The 14,491-nt window shown below is 71.4% G+C and carries 15 protein-coding genes and 1 pseudogene; 6 read left to right on the forward strand and 10 right to left on the reverse strand.

The window, feature by feature from the left end; translation table 11 throughout:
• Positions 1–290: 290 nt before the first annotated feature.
• Both ACWGJY_RS32210 and ACWGJY_RS32215 read left to right on the forward strand, forming a co-directional pair.
• Positions 291–890 (forward strand): TetR/AcrR family transcriptional regulator, encoded by a 600-nt coding sequence (locus tag ACWGJY_RS32210; protein WP_453264408.1) that lies wholly within the window; start codon positions 291–293, stop codon positions 888–890.
• Positions 891–1,053: 163 nt separating this feature from the next.
• The gene (locus tag ACWGJY_RS32215) at positions 1,054–1,800 is read left to right on the forward strand and encodes a bifunctional DNA primase/polymerase (protein WP_453264409.1); all 747 of its coding nucleotides are present in this window, start codon (positions 1,054–1,056) and stop codon (positions 1,798–1,800) included.
• 100 nt (positions 1,801–1,900) lie between these two features.
• On the opposite strand, the gene ACWGJY_RS32220 is transcribed toward ACWGJY_RS32215, so the two are convergent.
• Genes ACWGJY_RS32220 through efeO form a run of 4 tightly spaced genes read right to left on the reverse strand, consistent with a single transcriptional unit; the run spans position 1,901 to position 6,301 of the window.
• Positions 1,901–2,776, reverse strand: a complete 876-nt coding sequence (locus ACWGJY_RS32220) for a hypothetical protein (protein ID WP_453264410.1) — start codon at positions 2,774–2,776, stop codon at positions 1,901–1,903.
• A complete protein-coding gene (gene efeU / locus ACWGJY_RS32225; protein WP_453264411.1) occupies positions 2,763–3,755 on the reverse strand; it encodes an iron uptake transporter permease EfeU in 993 nt (330 codons plus the stop codon). The genes ACWGJY_RS32220 and efeU overlap by 14 nt, the downstream gene beginning before the upstream one ends.
• Before the next feature lie 57 nt (positions 3,756–3,812).
• Positions 3,813–5,126, reverse strand: coding sequence for an iron uptake transporter deferrochelatase/peroxidase subunit (efeB, locus tag ACWGJY_RS32230; RefSeq protein ID WP_453264412.1), 1,314 nt, complete (start codon positions 5,124–5,126; stop codon positions 3,813–3,815).
• Between the two features lie 23 nt (positions 5,127–5,149).
• Positions 5,150–6,301 (reverse strand): iron uptake system protein EfeO, encoded by a 1,152-nt coding sequence (gene efeO, locus ACWGJY_RS32235; RefSeq protein ID WP_453264413.1) that lies wholly within the window; start codon positions 6,299–6,301, stop codon positions 5,150–5,152.
• A gap of 327 nt (positions 6,302–6,628) precedes the next feature.
• On the opposite strand from efeO, the gene ACWGJY_RS32240 reads away from it, so the two are divergent.
• Positions 6,629–7,294: a PhzF family phenazine biosynthesis protein gene (locus ACWGJY_RS32240; RefSeq protein WP_453264414.1), complete on the forward strand. Its 666-nt coding sequence runs from the start codon at positions 6,629–6,631 to the stop codon at positions 7,292–7,294.
• Between the two features lie 86 nt (positions 7,295–7,380).
• Here the strand turns inward: ACWGJY_RS32240 and ACWGJY_RS32245 are convergent, their stop codons facing one another.
• Together ACWGJY_RS32245 and map are read right to left on the reverse strand one after the other, a co-directional pair.
• Complete coding sequence (locus ACWGJY_RS32245) at positions 7,381–8,061, reverse strand: biliverdin-producing heme oxygenase (protein WP_453264415.1); 681 nt, start codon at positions 8,059–8,061, stop codon at positions 7,381–7,383.
• A gap of 178 nt (positions 8,062–8,239) precedes the next feature.
• The gene (gene map, locus ACWGJY_RS32250) at positions 8,240–9,097 is read right to left on the reverse strand and encodes a type I methionyl aminopeptidase (RefSeq protein WP_453264416.1); all 858 of its coding nucleotides are present in this window, start codon (positions 9,095–9,097) and stop codon (positions 8,240–8,242) included.
• A 66-nt stretch (positions 9,098–9,163) separates the two neighbouring features.
• On the opposite strand from map, the gene ACWGJY_RS32255 reads away from it, so the two are divergent.
• Complete coding sequence (locus ACWGJY_RS32255) at positions 9,164–9,403, forward strand: hypothetical protein (protein WP_453264417.1); 240 nt, start codon at positions 9,164–9,166, stop codon at positions 9,401–9,403.
• Between the two features lie 141 nt (positions 9,404–9,544).
• On the opposite strand, the gene ACWGJY_RS32260 is transcribed toward ACWGJY_RS32255, so the two are convergent.
• The 3 genes and pseudogenes from ACWGJY_RS32260 to ACWGJY_RS32270 all read right to left on the reverse strand — a co-directional run.
• On the reverse strand, positions 9,545–10,891 hold the full coding sequence (locus ACWGJY_RS32260; RefSeq protein WP_453264434.1) for an MFS transporter: 1,347 nt from the start codon (positions 10,889–10,891) through the stop codon (positions 9,545–9,547).
• Between the two features lie 211 nt (positions 10,892–11,102).
• Positions 11,103–11,729, reverse strand: a complete 627-nt coding sequence (locus ACWGJY_RS32265; RefSeq protein WP_453264418.1) for a hypothetical protein — start codon at positions 11,727–11,729, stop codon at positions 11,103–11,105.
• A 210-nt stretch (positions 11,730–11,939) separates the two neighbouring features.
• Positions 11,940–12,332 (reverse strand): annotated as a pseudogene (locus ACWGJY_RS32270) (dihydrodipicolinate synthase family protein); the annotation flags it as partial.
• A gap of 146 nt (positions 12,333–12,478) precedes the next feature.
• Here ACWGJY_RS32270 and npdG point away from each other — a divergent pair.
• Positions 12,479–13,210 (forward strand): NADPH-dependent F420 reductase, encoded by a 732-nt coding sequence (gene npdG, locus ACWGJY_RS32275; protein ID WP_453264419.1) that lies wholly within the window; start codon positions 12,479–12,481, stop codon positions 13,208–13,210.
• A 107-nt stretch (positions 13,211–13,317) separates the two neighbouring features.
• Positions 13,318–13,527: a hypothetical protein gene (locus tag ACWGJY_RS32280; protein WP_453264420.1), complete on the forward strand. Its 210-nt coding sequence runs from the start codon at positions 13,318–13,320 to the stop codon at positions 13,525–13,527.
• A gap of 10 nt (positions 13,528–13,537) precedes the next feature.
• Here the strand turns inward: ACWGJY_RS32280 and ACWGJY_RS32285 are convergent, their stop codons facing one another.
• Positions 13,538–14,344 (reverse strand): site-2 protease family protein, encoded by an 807-nt coding sequence (locus tag ACWGJY_RS32285; protein ID WP_453264421.1) that lies wholly within the window; start codon positions 14,342–14,344, stop codon positions 13,538–13,540.
• Positions 14,345–14,491: the final 147 nt, after the last annotated feature.

The raw sequence follows: 14,491 nt of genomic DNA on the forward strand, positions 1-14,491 counted from the left end.
GACAGGTGGTGCCGGACGTAAAGCGAAGCAGTCCGGCACCACACCCCTCCGCCCCCGGCACCGCACCACCCACCTGCGCACGGCCACAGCCCACCGCCCCCTCTCCCGCCGAAGGCGAAGGCACGGAACCCGACGGCGCCGCACCCGACCACCTGGGACTGGGAGCCCACCACGGCGCCGCACCCGACCACGTGGGATTCACTCGCGGGCGAGTACGGAATCTCGTACGCGCTATCGTCCGCGTCTCGTCAAGACGATACGTCTCGCCTCCCCTCGCTAAACTCGGCCGTATGGCCAACAAAGCAGCGCCCGACACCTCCCGCCGCAGCGAACGCTCCCGCCGGGCGATCTTCGATGCCGCCCTCGCACTCGTCGGCGAGGTCGGCTACGACAAGCTCACGATCGAAGGCATCGCCTCCCGGGCCGGCGTCGGCAAGCAGACGATCTACCGCTGGTGGCCGTCCAAGGCCGCCGTGCTGCTGGACGCCTTCACCGCCGGCGTGGACGAGGAGTACGCGGCGGGCCTCCCGGACACCGGCGATCTCGCCGCGGACCTGAAGTTCGTGCTGCGGGCGACCGCCGATGAATTCAACGACCAGGCCTTCCAGGCGCCCTACCGCGCCCTCGCGGTGGCCGGCGCGAACGACGCGGAGATCTCCCGCACCTTCGTCGCCCGGCTGCTGGAGCCCGGCATCCGCGTCTACACCGAGCGGCTGCGGGCGGCCCAGGAAGCGGGCGAGGTGGCCGCCGGCGTCGATGTGCGGATCGCCGCCGAGATGGTGCTGAGTCCCTTCTCACAGCGCTGGCTGATGCGCACCGGCGAATTGACCCACGACTACGTCGACACCCTCGTCGACCAGGTACTGCGCGGTCTGCGGCCACGCGACTGAGTGCACCGGGCGACCGGGCTCCGGCGGCGGCATCCTGTCGTCGATGACCTGAATTGCCGGTATTGGTGCGCCCTTCGTTCACCCCGGATCTCCACACCGGTCACCCTAGGCGCAGGATGGTGGCAGCATTGATCCCAGACCACCGCTCGAAGTGAGGGGATAGATGGAACGCAAGAGCAGGTTCTCCCAGTGGCTGCGCCGGCCGAAGAGCGGATCGGACGGCGGCGATACGGACACGGGATCAGCGGCTGCGCGCAGCCGCGAGGACCTGCTGCTGGCGGCGGCCGACGCGGGCTTCCCGGTGGCCCCGGCCGCACACCCTTCCGGCTACGGCTGTTCCTGTGAACGCATCGGCTGTCCCACCCCCGGCCGCCACCCCGTCTCCTTCGGCTGGCAGACCGTCGCCACCACCGACCGCGACAAGGTCGCCGCCTGGATCCGCACCCTCCCGCAGGCCAACTTCATCACCGCCACCGGCATCACCCACGACGTGCTGGACGTCCCCGTCGAGGCGGGCCGCAGCGCCCTGGGACGGCTGGACGCGGCGGGCATCGACGTCGGGCCGATCACCCTCAGCGGCGCCGGCCTCGCCAACGGCCGGATGCTCTTCTTCACCGCCACCCGCGGCACCCCGGACGACGAGGACGAGTGGTGGCCCTGCGAGCTGGACTGCCACCCCGAGACCATGGACGAACACCCGGGGCTGCGCTGGCACTGCCGCGGCAGCTATGTGCTGCTGCCGCCCTCGGCCCTGCCCGGCGACCAGCCCGCGGTGACCTGGCTGCGCGGCCCCGAGCTGGCGCTGCCCGACCCGCTGACGCTGCTGGAGTCGCTCACCGACGCCTGCGCGGAGTTCAACAGCCGCGAGCCCTACCACCACGAAGCGGCGGCCTGGCCGATCGGCCGCTGAGCGGGCCCGGCCACCGCGCCGCGCGCCTTTGTCCGTACGCCGAAGGGCCGCCGGGTTCACCCCGACGGCCCTGTCGCGTACGCGCGGTTTCGGCGGCCGGCTACAGCGGCTTCACCGAGGTCTTCGCCTCGATCCGGTTCAGGACCGTGACCTTGCCCCCGGAGCTCTTGGCCGGCACCGTGACCGCCTGGCCGGAGACGGTGGTGAAGGCCATCCGGTTGGTCTTCTTCTCCGGTCCCTCCAGGAGCCCCTTCAGAGCCGCCGGCACCGTGATCGTGGCCCCGGCGAACACGGTCTTCTGCTGGTGGTAGAAGGTCGAGAAGAACACCAGCGCACCGCCGTCCTTCGTGCGCAGGGCCACTGGCGGGTAGTCCGCGGCGGTGTCCTCCCACATGATGCGCTGGCCGGGCCGGTTGGTGTCCCTGGCCCGCCGGGCCCGCCAGCCGTCGGTCTCCGGGCCGGCGGCGAAGGCACTGCCCTTGCCGGTGTTGAGGTAGTCCGCGTACCTACGGCTCAGCTTGCCCGGCGCGACCATCAGACCGGACTGCGCACCGGCGGGCACCGCCTCCGCGTAGCCCTTCCCGTCCGTCTTCAGCTCCGGCGCCTTGTTGCCCGCGAACGTCGCCAGATACACCGCGCGCCACTGCTCGTCGATGCCGTTGCGGCTGAACACCAGGAACCAGCGGGTGTTCTGGCCACGGGCGTTCTTGCGGTTGCTGGCCGCGTCCGCGATGAAGTACTTCGGCCAGCCCGCCTGCTGGGGCACGGTGAAGTGCGGATCCGTGAACGCCAGTGCCGTGAAGCCCGGATTGCCCTGCGGCCGGAGGGCGTGTGCCGCCTTTATCCCGGCCTGGTCGATGGCGAGCAGCGCGCCCCCCTCGAAGGAGGGGTTCAGCGCCGGATCGAGCTGACGGTTGGCCTTGTTGAAGGTCTCGGTGAAGTGCGCGAGCGCCTTGCTGCCCTCAGCCTTCGACACCGCCGGCAGTATCTCCCGCTCGCCGTGCACCGTCATGCACCCGCTCAGTATCACCAGCGCCGCCGCTGCCGACGTCAGTGTTGCGGGCACCCGGAACGGCGACCTGCGTGTCATGGGGCTCGGGCTCCTTCGGGGCGACCGGGGCGGACTCTGCGGCCGCCGGGGTGGCACGATTCGGCGCAACCCTACCGGGGGCGAAGAAGAACGCGAGGGTGGGGATCAGATACAGAGCCCACACCGTGACCTGAAGGACGGTCGGGTCCGGCTGGAAGTTGAAGATGCCCTTGAGCAGGGTGCCGTACCAGCTGTCGGCCGGGATCTGTGCGCTGATGTCGAACGCCTGGGCGGACAGCCCCGGCAGGATGTCCGCCTCCTGCAGATCGTGGAAGCCGTACGCCAGCACGCCTGCCGCGACGACCACCAGCATGCCGCCGGTCCAGGTGAAGAACTTCGCCAGGTTGATCCGCACCGCACCGCGGTAGAACAGCCAGCCCAGCAGCACGGCCGTCAGCAGGCCCAGCATGGCCCCGATCAGCGGCCGTACGCCGTCGTTGGCGGACTGCGCGGCGGTCCAGATGAACAGCGCGGTCTCCAGGCCCTCGCGGCCCACCGACAGGAATGCGGTGACCACCAGCGCCACGGTACCCATCTGCAGCGCCGCGTCCAGCTTGCCGTGCAGCTCCTTCTTCAGATGCCGCGCGGTGCGCCGCATCCAGAAGACCATCCACGTCACCAGGCCGACGGCGATGACCGACAGCGACCCGCCCAGCGCTTCCTGGGCCTTGAACGTGAGGGTCTGCGAGCCGAATTGCAGCGCCGCCCCGAACGCGAGCGACAGCACCACGGCGATCGTGATCCCGGCCCAGACCGGGCGCAGCGCCTCCCGCCTCCCGGTCTTGACCAGATAGGCGATGAGAATGCAGACCACGAGGCTGGCTTCCAGGCCCTCGCGCAGACCGATCAGGTAGTTGCCGAACACGTCGGTTCCTTCCTTCCTTCATGGATGCCGGCGCTCTTCTTTCCGGCGCCGGCGGTGTCAGGCGAACAGCTCCCGGCCCCACCAGTCGTCCGCGTTCCGGACGCCCGGCGGCACCGCGAAGACCGCTGAACCCACGTGCTGGATGTATTCGTTGAGTGCGTCGTTGGCCGCCAGCTTCTGCTGGAGGGGTACGAAGCCATGGCGGACGTCCCGCTGGTAGGCGAGGAAGAACAGCCCCGCGTCCAGCCGCCCCAGGCCGTCCGTACCGTCGGTGAAGGAGTAGCCGCGGCGCAGGATATGGATCCCGCCGTTGGAGTCCGGGTGTGCCAGCCGGACGTGCGCGGTCGGCAGCATCGACTTCAGATGCGGGGTGTCCCGCTCGTGCTTCTTGCCGGCCGGTGCGCCCTCGCCCTTGTCCCGGCCGAAGACGTCCTCCTGCTCCTTGAGCGAGGTGCGGTCCCAGGTCTCGATGTGCATCCGGATCCGGCGCGCGACGAGGTAGGAGCCGCCGGCCATCCAGCCGGACGAGCCCTTCGCCTCCCCGTCCGCGACCCAGACGTGCTTGTCGAGCGCGGCGGTCTCGGTGCCCGCGAGGTTGTGGGTGCCGTCCTTGAAGCCGAACATATTGCGCGGGGTCTGTGCGTCCGGCGTCGTCGAGGACGTCTTGCCGAAGCCCAGCTGCGACCAGCGGATCGCGACCTTGCCGAACCCGATCCGGGCCAGGTTGCGGATCGCGTGCACCGCCACCTGCGGGTCGTCCGCACACGCCTGGACGCACAGATCGCCGCCGCTGCGCGCCTTGTCGAGGTTGTCGCCGGGGAACTGCGGCAGATCGATCAGGGCGTCGGGCCGGCGGGCCTTGAGGCCGAACCGGTCCTTGCCGTCCTTCTCGAACAGCGTCGGGCCGATGCCGAAGGTGAGGGTGAGCCGTGACGGCGGCAGGCCGAGCGCCTCGCCGGTGTCGTCCGGCGGGGCCTCCGCGAGTCCGCCGACCGCGCCGTCGCCGACCGCGTCCCCGGCCGTCATCCGCGCCGCCGCGTTCGTCCACTCCTTGAGCAGCGAGATCAGCTCGTCGCGGTCGTCGGTGGTGACATCGAACGAGGCGAAGTGCAGCCGGTCCTGGACCGCGGTGGCGATACCCGCCTGGTGCGTGCCGTGGAAGGCGACCGCGGAGCGCGACGTCGCGTCCGCGCCGGCCGGCTGGGCGTCGCCGCCGGTGCGCAGCGCCGCCGCCGTACCGCCGGCCGCGACGGCGCCCAGCGCCAGGCCCGCGCCTCCCCAGCCGAGCAGCGAACGCCGGGACGGGGCGCGCCCGTCGGCGGTCTGCGTGGCCGTGCCGTCCTCGGTGGTCGTACCGTCGTCCTGCGTCATCGTGATCCTTTGCTGGCGGCGGACTACTTGGCGGTGGCCACGGCGGCGGCCAGCTTGGACAGCGGCTCGGCGAGCGCGTTGACGCCGTCGGAGAGCTTCTTGCGCTCGTCCTTGCCGACCGTGTCGTAGGAGGCGAAGCCGTCCGCGGACTTGCTGTCGCGGTGCTGGTCGAGCAGCGCGCGGATCGCCGTGAACTGCTTGTCCAGCTCCTTGGCGAGCGCCGGGTCATTCTTGGCGACGATGGGCTTCAGCAGCTCGTACGCCTTCTCGGCACCCTCGACGTTGCCCTGGAAGTCGACCAGGTCGGTGTGGCTGTAGCGCTCTTCCTCACCGGTGACCTTGCCGGTGGCCACCTCGTCGAGCAGTTCCTTGGCGCCGTTGGCCATGCTGGTCGGGGTGATCTCGGCCTTGCCGACCCGCTTCTGCCAGTCCTTCAGGTCGGTGATCAGCTGGTCGGCGAGCTTCTTGTCGTCCCCGGAGATCTTCTTCTCCTCCCACAGGGACTTCTCCAGCTTGTGCCAGCCGGTCCACTTCTGGCCCTTCTCCACACCGTCGGCGCGCACATCGACCTTGGGGTCGATGTCACCGAACGACTCGGCGACCGGCTCGGTGCGCTCCCAGCCCACCCGCGAGAGGGCGTAGGTCTTCTTCGCGGCCTCGACATCGCCGTTCTTGACGGCATCGGCGAACTTCTGTGCCGCCGGGAGGGTCTGGTCGGCCTGCTCCTGGACGTAGGTGCGGTACGCGGCAACGGCGGCATCGAGCTTGGGGTCGCGGTGGGCGCTCGCGCCCTTGCCGCTGGCGGTCACCTTCTGGCGGATGCCGTTGCCCTTCATACCGGGCTTGCAGGCGACCTCGTACGAACCGGCCTTGATCTCCGCGGTGATCTCCGCGTTGGTGCCGGGGCCGATGTTCTCCCGCTCCGTCACGATCCGGTCGCCGGGCGCGTAGACGTACACCTCGGTGACCTTGGAGCCCTTGTTCTGCACCGCGAACCGGACGTGCCCGGCCGGGAACTCCTTGGCGGAGAGCTCACAGCTGGAGTCGGTCGCGGTCACCTCGATCGTGCCCTTGCCGCCTCCCTTGCCGTCGTTCTTCGCGGCGCAGCCGGCGACGGCGGTGACGGCCGTGGCCGCGGTGAGGGCGGCAACGGCGGAGGAGCGAAGGGCTCGCATACGGGGCTCCAAGCGGGCTCGGAAGTACGGAAACGACGTACAGGAACGATAGACAGTCACTAAGATCGCCACTAAGGCGGCCCTAACTTATCTGAGGCTTACCTAGTTTTTCCCGCCTCATCCAGTGATCCCGCTCTCATGGACAACGGCTCGATCACGGATTGGCGCGCCCCGGGTCACGGAACCGTCATGCGTCGGTCAAGGTAAGGGTCATGACGGACGACGGGCTGTGACCGGTGATATTCCGGCCCGTGACGACCCGGTCGCCGGCTCTTCGCCGACGGTCCCGCGCGGCCGGCCGGCCCGGCGCTGCGGTTCACTGGCCGGATGACCGAATACGAGGTACTCCGGGTGTTCTGCGGACCGGACGGGGCCGGGGGCAATCCGCTGGGCGTCCTCCGCGACGGGGCGGCCGTCCCCGGCGCCGCCGCCCGGACCGCACTCGCCGCCGAACTCGGCTTCAGCGAAACCGTGTTCCTCGACGATGCCGTGCGCGGCACGGTGGACATCCACACCCCGAGCGGCCCGCTCCCGTTCGCCGGGCACCCGTTGGTCGGTCTGGCCTGGCTGCTGCGGCGTTCGGGACGGCCGCCGCGCACTTTGCGTCCGGCGGCCGGGGAGGCCGCGGTCCGCTTCGAGGGGGACCTCACCTGGGTGCGCGGCCGCCCGGAGTGGGTGACCGCCCGCACGACCCGGCGGCATGCCTCGGTGGCCGAGGTCGACGCACTGCCCGCACCGCCGCCGGGGGACGGCTGGCTCTACGCCTGGGCCTGGCAGGACGAGGCCGCGGGGGTGGTCCGGGCGCGGGCCTTCCCCCGGCGCGGCGACGCCGTGGTCGAGGACGAGGCGACCGGCGCCGCCGCCATGCTGCTGACCCATGAACTCGGGCGTCCGCTCGACATCCGGCAGGGCACCGGCTCGCGCATCCTCACCCGCACATATTCGGACGGCGCCATCGCCGTCGGCGGACGGGTGTGCCGCGATACGCCGTAGCCCGGACGGGCGGCGGTGCGCGGTGCGAGCGGTGTGGGGTGCGAGTGGTGCGGGGCGTCGGTCGGCGGGTGCCGGCGGGCCGGCTGCTACGCGCTCAGCGGGAACTGCTCGCCCAACTCACGGAAGACCGCGCCGTTCAGCCGGAAGGCGCGCTTGCATTCGTCGACCACCCGCTGCTTTTCCAGGTCGTCCACCGGCAGGGCATCCAGCAGCGCCCGGTACTCGCGTTTGAAGGCGGCCGGGTTGGCGATGTCCTCGAAGACGTAGAACCGCACACCGTCGCCCTTGCGGGCGAAACCCCAGGTCTTCTCCGCGGTGCCGCGGATGATCTGGCCCCCGGAGAGGTCGCCGAGATAGCGGGTGTAGTGGTGGGCGACGAAGCCTGCCGGCCAGTCGCGGGCGCAGGCCGCCACCCGGTCGGCATAGACGGCGGTGGCCGTGAGCGGTTCCAGGCCGTTGTGCCAGGACGGCCCGCCGAGATGGGCGAGGTCGCGCTCCAGCTCGGCGGTGCGGGCCAGTTCGGGGCGGATGAAGGGGCCCGCGACCGGGTCGGCGGCGAGCGGCCCGGAGGCGTCCTCCAACGCGCGGTAGACGAACCACAGTTGCTCGGTGTAGAGCCGGTAGGCCGGGATGCCGAGCCTGCCGCCGAGAAGGTGGCTCATGAACGAGGAGTTCTCGGCTTCCGTGTGCTGCTCGTGGGATGCGCTGCGGATGACCGCCGAGAACGGGGCGGCGGGAGCGGACGGGGTCGGGCTGGACGCTTCCAAGGCGGGCCTCCGGGGGCCGAGGGGAGCGTACGGGAACAGGCCGGCTCCGCCGAGCCGCCGGCGCCGGCCTCACCCCACTGGTGAGCCCTGCCTGAGCCACCCCGTTCCCGACATCCTGTCGGTAACCAGCCTACCCCTGTTCCCGACGCCCTGTCGGTAAAAAGTGGCCCCCGCTCCGTCAGGGCAGCGTGAGGATCTCCGCCCCGGTCTCCGTGACCACCAGCGTGTGCTCGAACTGTGCGGTCCGCTTGCGGTCCTTGGTCACCACCGTCCAGCCGTCGTCCCACAGGTCGTAGTCGTAGGACCCCAGCGTCAGCATCGGCTCGATCGTGAAGGTCATGCCGGGCTTGATGTCGGTGGTGTGGTGCGGGCTGTCGTAGTGCGGAACGATCAGGCCGGAGTGGAAGGAGGAGTTGATGCCGTGACCGGTGAAGTCACGCACCACTCCGTAGCCGAAGCGCTTGGCGTACGACTCGATGACCCGGCCGATGATGTTGACCTGCCGGCCCGGCTTGACGGCCTTGATCGCGCGGTTGAGCGCCTCGCGGGTGCGCTCGACCAGCAGCGTGGACTCCTCGTCCGCGTCGCCGCACAGGTAGGTGGCGTTGTTGTCGCCGTGCACACCGTTGAGGTACGCGGTGACGTCGAGGTTCACGATGTCGCCGTCCTTCAGGACGGTGGAGTCCGGGATGCCGTGGCAGATGACCTCGTTGAGCGAGGAGCACAGGGACTTGGGGAAGCCGCGGTAGCCGAGCGTGGACGGGTAGGCGCCGTGGTCGCACATGAACTCATGGGCGACCCGGTCCAGTTCATCGGTCGTCACACCCGGCGCGATCAGCTTGGCGGCCTCCGCCATCGCCTGCGCGGCGATCCGGCCGGCGATCCGCATCTTCTCGATCGTTTCGGCGTCCTGCACCTCGGGCCCCGTGTAAGGGGTGGGTGCGTCCTTCCCTACGTACTCGGGGCGCGGGATCGAGGCAGGAACGGGGCGGGTGGGGGAGATCTTCCCCGGGACAAGAAGCGACTGGCCAGACATGCCAGCGAGTGTATCCGCGGGCCGTCGGGCAGGATGGTGGCACAGAAGCATCCACAGGAGGCGGCAATGGCGCTGTTCAAAAGGCGTACGGTCGGCAAGCCCGGCGAGTGGTACTACTGCCTCAAGCACCAGACGGTCGAGGAGGGCCCCGAGTGCCGCGCCGCCGACCGCTTCGGCCCCTACACCACCCGCGAGGAGGCCACGCACGCCATGGAGACCGCCCGCGAGCGGAACCTGGAGTGGGAGACCGACCCGAAGTGGCATGACGACCCGGGGCAGGGGAAGAGCGGCGGGGAAGGCGCGTAGTCGGGGCGGAGCGCGAGCTGTCGGGAGCGGGGCGGGCCCACCGCGTTCCGCCGCTCTCCGGCCCCGGCTCTCCGGCCCCGCGCCCCGGCCCCGGTCCCAGCTCTCCGGCCCCGCGCCCCGGGCCACCGGACGGCCCCGGTCTCAGGCCGTCGCCGGGTCCGCTTCCGGGTCCGGAGAGCCGGGACCGGCATCGTCGTCGGCCCGCTCCCCGTCCCGCACCCCGTCGGGGGGTGTTGCGGCGGCGGAGGCCCGGCGCTCCCGCATCCGCCGGGCGTGCTCGTCGGTCCTGGCGTCGTACGACATCAGCTTCGGCAGCCCGAGCGCCAGCAGCCCGACCCCCGCGAAGCACAGCAGCCCGCCCAGCGACACCGATGTCCGTACGCTCGTCAACGCCGCCATTCCGCCGACCCGGACCTGGCCCATTTGCGGGCCCGCCGCGTACGACAGCAGCTCGATGCCGGCCAGGCGGCCGCGCAGCTCGTCGGGGATGGTCTGATTCCACATCGCCGAGCGGAAAATGCCGCTGACCATGTCGAACGCACCCGCCACGGTCAGCAGGAGCAGCACCAGCCAGACATTGCGCAGCTGCCCGGCCGCCGCCATCGCCAGCCCCCAGCCGGCGGCGGCCAGTACGATCGCCCGGCCCTGCCGGTGGACCCGCGAGGTCCAGCCGCTGGTCAGACTCACCAGAGCGGAGCCGGCCGGCAACGCCGCATACATCAGCCCCAGCGCCCAGGGGGTGCCGAGATCATCGGCGAGGAACGGGAAGATCGCCAGCGGGAAGGCGAAGAGCATCGCGAGGAGATCGACGGCGTAGGTGCCGAGCAGCTCCTTGCGGCTCCAGGCGTAGCGCGCGCCCTCGGCGATACCGCGCAGCGACGGCTTCCCGGCGTCGTGCGAGGCGGGTGACGGGGCCAGCTTCAGGGCGAGCAGCACCGAGACCGCGTAGGTGACCGCGTCGATGGCGTACGCCCAGCGCAGCCCGGCGAGGGCCAGCAGCCCACCGGCCAGCGCGGGCCCGGCGATGGCACCGATCTGCCGGTTCAGCGAGTTGAGGGCGGCGGCCGCGGCAAGCTGGTCGGGCCGGACGATCCGCGGCACGATCGAGTCCAGGGCCGGCCGTTGCAGACCGGTCAGCGCGCTGGACGCCGCCGCGGCCGCATACAGCGGCCACACCAACGAGTCGGGCAGGACGCTGTTGAGCAGCAGCAGCGCGGAGACCAGACCGAGCGCGGTCTCGGTCCACACGATCACCCGGCGGCGGTCGACGGCGTCCGCGAGCGCACCGCCGTAGAGGCCGAAGACGATCAGCGGAATCAGTTCCACCGCGCCCAGCGCCCCGACCGCGAGCGTGGAGCCGGTCAGCTCCTTCAGCTGGAGCGGCAGCGCCACAAAGGTCAGAAAGGCGCCGAAGACCGTGATCGCGCCCCCACACCACATCAGCCGGAAATCGCGCGAGGAGCGCCAGGGGGACAGGTCCGGCAGCAGCGCGGAGAGGCGTCGCCGAGCAGGAGGCGAAGGGGAGGGAGCGGGTAACGGAGCCGAAGGGGAGGGACCGGGTAACGGAGCCGAGGGGGGTGAAGAGGAAGAAAGCGGCGGGGCGCTGTCCGGGGTCACGGTGCACCATCGTCCGCACGGACGCGAAGCGGCGCAAAGGGTTTTCGCCGGCCGTCGGGGCTCCCTTGGGCGGGGCCCCGGGCTACCAGCGGGGCGGCGGCGGGGCGGTGAGCCCGTCGGCGAGGCGGGCCAGCCGGTCGCGGAAACGGCGGTGTCCGCGGGGCGCGGGCAGGCTGTTCTCGCCGGCTGCCGCGCTCACCAGATGCTGGACCGTGTCGAGGTCGAGGTCCGCCGCGGCCCCGTCGCCGTTGGGCGGGGCCGGGGGAGCGGCGAGGGCGTCATGGGCCAGGGCGTGCAGATCGCGGTCCCCGCCGTCCAGGGCGAGCACCGTCGCGCCGTTGCGGCGGGCGTCGTGCACCCGCTCCAGCAGCCCGGCACCGGGCTGCCCCGGCGCGACGACCAGCAGAGTTTCACCGCGCCCGGCCGCCGCCAGCCGGCCGAGCCCCACCGCCAGATGGGCCGGCGCGCCGCCGGGAACGCGGTGGCGCACCAGGGTCGGCGACAGCTCGGGCCGCCCCGACCAGGCGGCCTCGTCGTCGAGATGGGCGGCCAGGTGCCAGGGCTCGTACGCGGCGCTGCCCACCAGCAACAGCCCCCCGCCGTGCGGGGCGACGGCACCGCGCAGCGTCCCCGCGAACCGGCGGGTGGCCTGCACCCACTCGGTCCCGGCGAGCACCTCACGCAGCAGGGCGACCCGTACGGCATCCATGGCCCGGCATCCTGCCGCAGTACGACGCCTCCCGGTTGCTGTTTCCACCGGCGTCACCCGTACGGGACGGGGATGGAGGGGGTGGAGGGGGTGGAGACGGCGGAGGGGACGGAGGGGACAGAGGGGAGGGGCGGGATGGAGGGGGCGACACGGGAGGGCGGGGGCGAGAGGTGTGAGTTGCCGTCCGGGCCGTTGCCGTGCCGCGGAGACCTACCGGACCGGCCGCAGTCCGGCCGCGGAGAGCCGACGTCCTACCTCTGCCACGGCCTCGTCGCTCAGCGGACGCTGCGGAAAGGCGGTGGCGCCGTCGTCGATCACGCCGAGCAGCCGGAGCGCCGCCTTGAACGCGCCCAGCGCGGCGGAGCTGCGGCCCATCTCGGGCTCGGGGCCGGCATCGACCATGGAGAACAGGGCGACCAGGCGCTCCTGTTCGGCGGCCGCCTGCTCCCAGTTGCCGGACCGGGCGGCGTCGTAGAGACGTACGTAGGCCGCCGGGTCGACATTGCCGATGCCGGGGACCACCCCGTCGGCGCCCGCCAACAGGGCGCAGTCCACGGTCAGTTCGGAGCCCGTGAGGACCGAGAAGCCGGGCCCTGCGTCACGGTGTGACGACTCCGGCGTGACGGGCCCTGCGTCATGGTGTGACGACTCCGGCGTGACGGCGTGACGGCGTGACGGCGCGACGGCGTGACCGGATCGCGCCCGGCGGCATGACCAGCTCGCCGTCACTGCGTGACAGGATCGCTGTCATGACTACTCCTGACGATGCGCTGTCCCCGAACGCCGCGACCCGTGCGAAGGCCGCCCTCCGACGCGATCCCTGGGACCTCCCGGATGTCTCCGGCCTGGTGGTCGGTGTCCTCGGCGGCACCGGTGACCAGGGCCGCGGCCTGGCCTACCGGCTCGCCCGGTCCGGCCAGAAGGTGATCATCGGCTCCCGGGCCGTCGAGCGCGCCCGGACCGCCGCCGGTGAACTCGGCCTGGGCATCGAGGGCGAGGCGAACGCCGACTGTGCCCGGCGCAGCGATGTCGTGATCGTCGCCGTGCCGTGGGAGGGCCACGCCAAGACCCTGGAGGCGCTCCGCGAGGAGCTGGCCGGCAAGCTCGTCATCGACTGCGTCAACCCGCTCGGCTTCGACAAGAAGGGCGCCTACGCGCTCAAGCCCGAGGAGGGCAGTGCCGCCGAGCAGGCCGCGGCCCTGCTGCCCGATTCGCGGGTCACCGCCGCCTTCCACCATCTGTCCGCGGTGCTGCTCCAGGACCCGCAGACCGAGCAGATCGACACCGATGTGATGGTGCTCGGCGAATCCCGCGCCGACACCGACCTGGTGCAGGCGCTGGCCGCCCGTATCCCCGGCATGCGCGGCGTCTTCGCCGGCCGGCTGCGCAACGCCCACCAGGTCGAGTCGCTGGTCGCCAACCTGATCTCGGTCAACCGGCGCTACAAGGCGCACGCGGGCCTGCGCCTCACCGACGTCTGAGCCGTACACCCGGGGCGGCGGCCGTTGCCGGCGGACCGCTGAACGGTGCACACGGGGCATGGGGGACACTGGGGAGGACCGCACCACTGTCGACAGGAGCCGCTCCCATGCCCCTCTTGCCCCCGCCCGGCCCGGACCGCCGCCTCGCTCTCATGGCCCTTGCGGTGTGTGTCCTCGCCGTCGCCGCGGCCGTCGTCGCGTTCGTCGCGGGCAGCTTCTTCGGCATCGTCTGGATCCTGCTGGCGGGCATCTCCAGCAACATGGCGTGGTTCTACGTCCGCAAGGCGAAGCTCCAGCGGGCGCAGCAGGCCGGCTGAGCCGGAGCCGTCAGAAGAGGCCGCCGGTCTGCGACAGCTGCGGCTCGCCCTGCCAGAAGCGGAAGAATTCCTGGCCGAGGTAGGTGTCGAGCGCGGAGACGCCCAGGCCGCGCAGGATCGTGTCCACCAGACCGAAGAACACCTGGTTGATCTCCGGGACCCACAGCAGCCCGAAGACCGCCAGCAGTCCGAACGGCGCGAACGGCTCCACCTGCCGCCGCAGCTTGTGCGACAGCCACGGCTCGATCACCCCGTAGCCGTCCAGGCCCGGCACCGGCACAAAGTTCAAGATCGCGGCGGTCACCTGCAGCAGTGCCAGGAACGCCAGCGCAAAACGGAACGGAGCGGGCACGCCCGCGAGCCCGTGCAGCCAGAACGGCGCCGTGCACACCGCCGCGAAGACGATGTTCGTCAGCGGCCCGGCCGCCGAGATCAGGCTGTGCCGCCAGCGCCCCTGGATACGGCCCCGCTCGATGAACACCGCGCCGCCCGGCAGCCCGATCCCGCCCATGATCACGAAGACCACCGGCAGCACGATGCTGAGCAGCGCATGGGTGTACTTCAGCGGGTTCAGCGTCAGATAGCCCTTGGCCTCCACCGAGATATCGCCGCTGTGCAGCGCGGTGCGGGCGTGGGCGTACTCGTGCATGCACAGCGACACCACCCAGCCGGACACCACGAAGCAGAACACCGCGACGCCGGTGTACGGCGCGAGCGCTCCGCTCCACACCGCCCATCCCGACACCGCCATGACGGCGACGAGCGCGAGGAAGACCGGGCTGATGCGGCGGTCGGCGCGTCGGATTGCTGTGGTCATGGTGCGGGGCTCCCGGGTGTCTGGTGAGGGGCAGCCATGACCGTAACCGCGTCACGGCGGCCGGCGCACGGTTGCGTGCCGACGGGCCCGTTCACGGACCCCTGCCCAGGGCCCGTGACCCCGAAAACGACGCTCGGTGCCCGGGGA

This window comes from Streptomyces sp. NPDC054765, assembly GCF_053612065.1.

Bases quoted from the DNA above. Each gene is read 5' to 3' on its own strand.
- ACWGJY_RS32210 (WP_453264408.1), top strand. From the start codon at position 291: ATGGCCAACAAAGCAGCGCCCGACACCTCCCGCCGCAGCGAACGCTCC.
- ACWGJY_RS32215 (WP_453264409.1), top strand. From the start codon at position 1,054: ATGGAACGCAAGAGCAGGTTCTCCCAGTGGCTGCGCCGGCCGAAGAGC.
- efeB (WP_453264412.1), bottom strand. From the start codon at position 5,126: ATGACGCAGGACGACGGTACGACCACCGAGGACGGCACGGCCACGCAG.
- efeO (WP_453264413.1), bottom strand. From the start codon at position 6,301: ATGCGAGCCCTTCGCTCCTCCGCCGTTGCCGCCCTCACCGCGGCCACG.
- ACWGJY_RS32240 (WP_453264414.1), top strand. From the start codon at position 6,629: ATGACCGAATACGAGGTACTCCGGGTGTTCTGCGGACCGGACGGGGCC.
- map (WP_453264416.1), bottom strand. From the start codon at position 9,097: ATGTCTGGCCAGTCGCTTCTTGTCCCGGGGAAGATCTCCCCCACCCGC.
- ACWGJY_RS32255 (WP_453264417.1), top strand. From the start codon at position 9,164: ATGGCGCTGTTCAAAAGGCGTACGGTCGGCAAGCCCGGCGAGTGGTAC.
- ACWGJY_RS32265 (WP_453264418.1), bottom strand. From the start codon at position 11,729: ATGGATGCCGTACGGGTCGCCCTGCTGCGTGAGGTGCTCGCCGGGACC.
- npdG (WP_453264419.1), top strand. From the start codon at position 12,479: ATGACTACTCCTGACGATGCGCTGTCCCCGAACGCCGCGACCCGTGCG.
- ACWGJY_RS32280 (WP_453264420.1), top strand. From the start codon at position 13,318: ATGCCCCTCTTGCCCCCGCCCGGCCCGGACCGCCGCCTCGCTCTCATG.
- ACWGJY_RS32285 (WP_453264421.1), bottom strand. From the start codon at position 14,344: ATGACCACAGCAATCCGACGCGCCGACCGCCGCATCAGCCCGGTCTTC.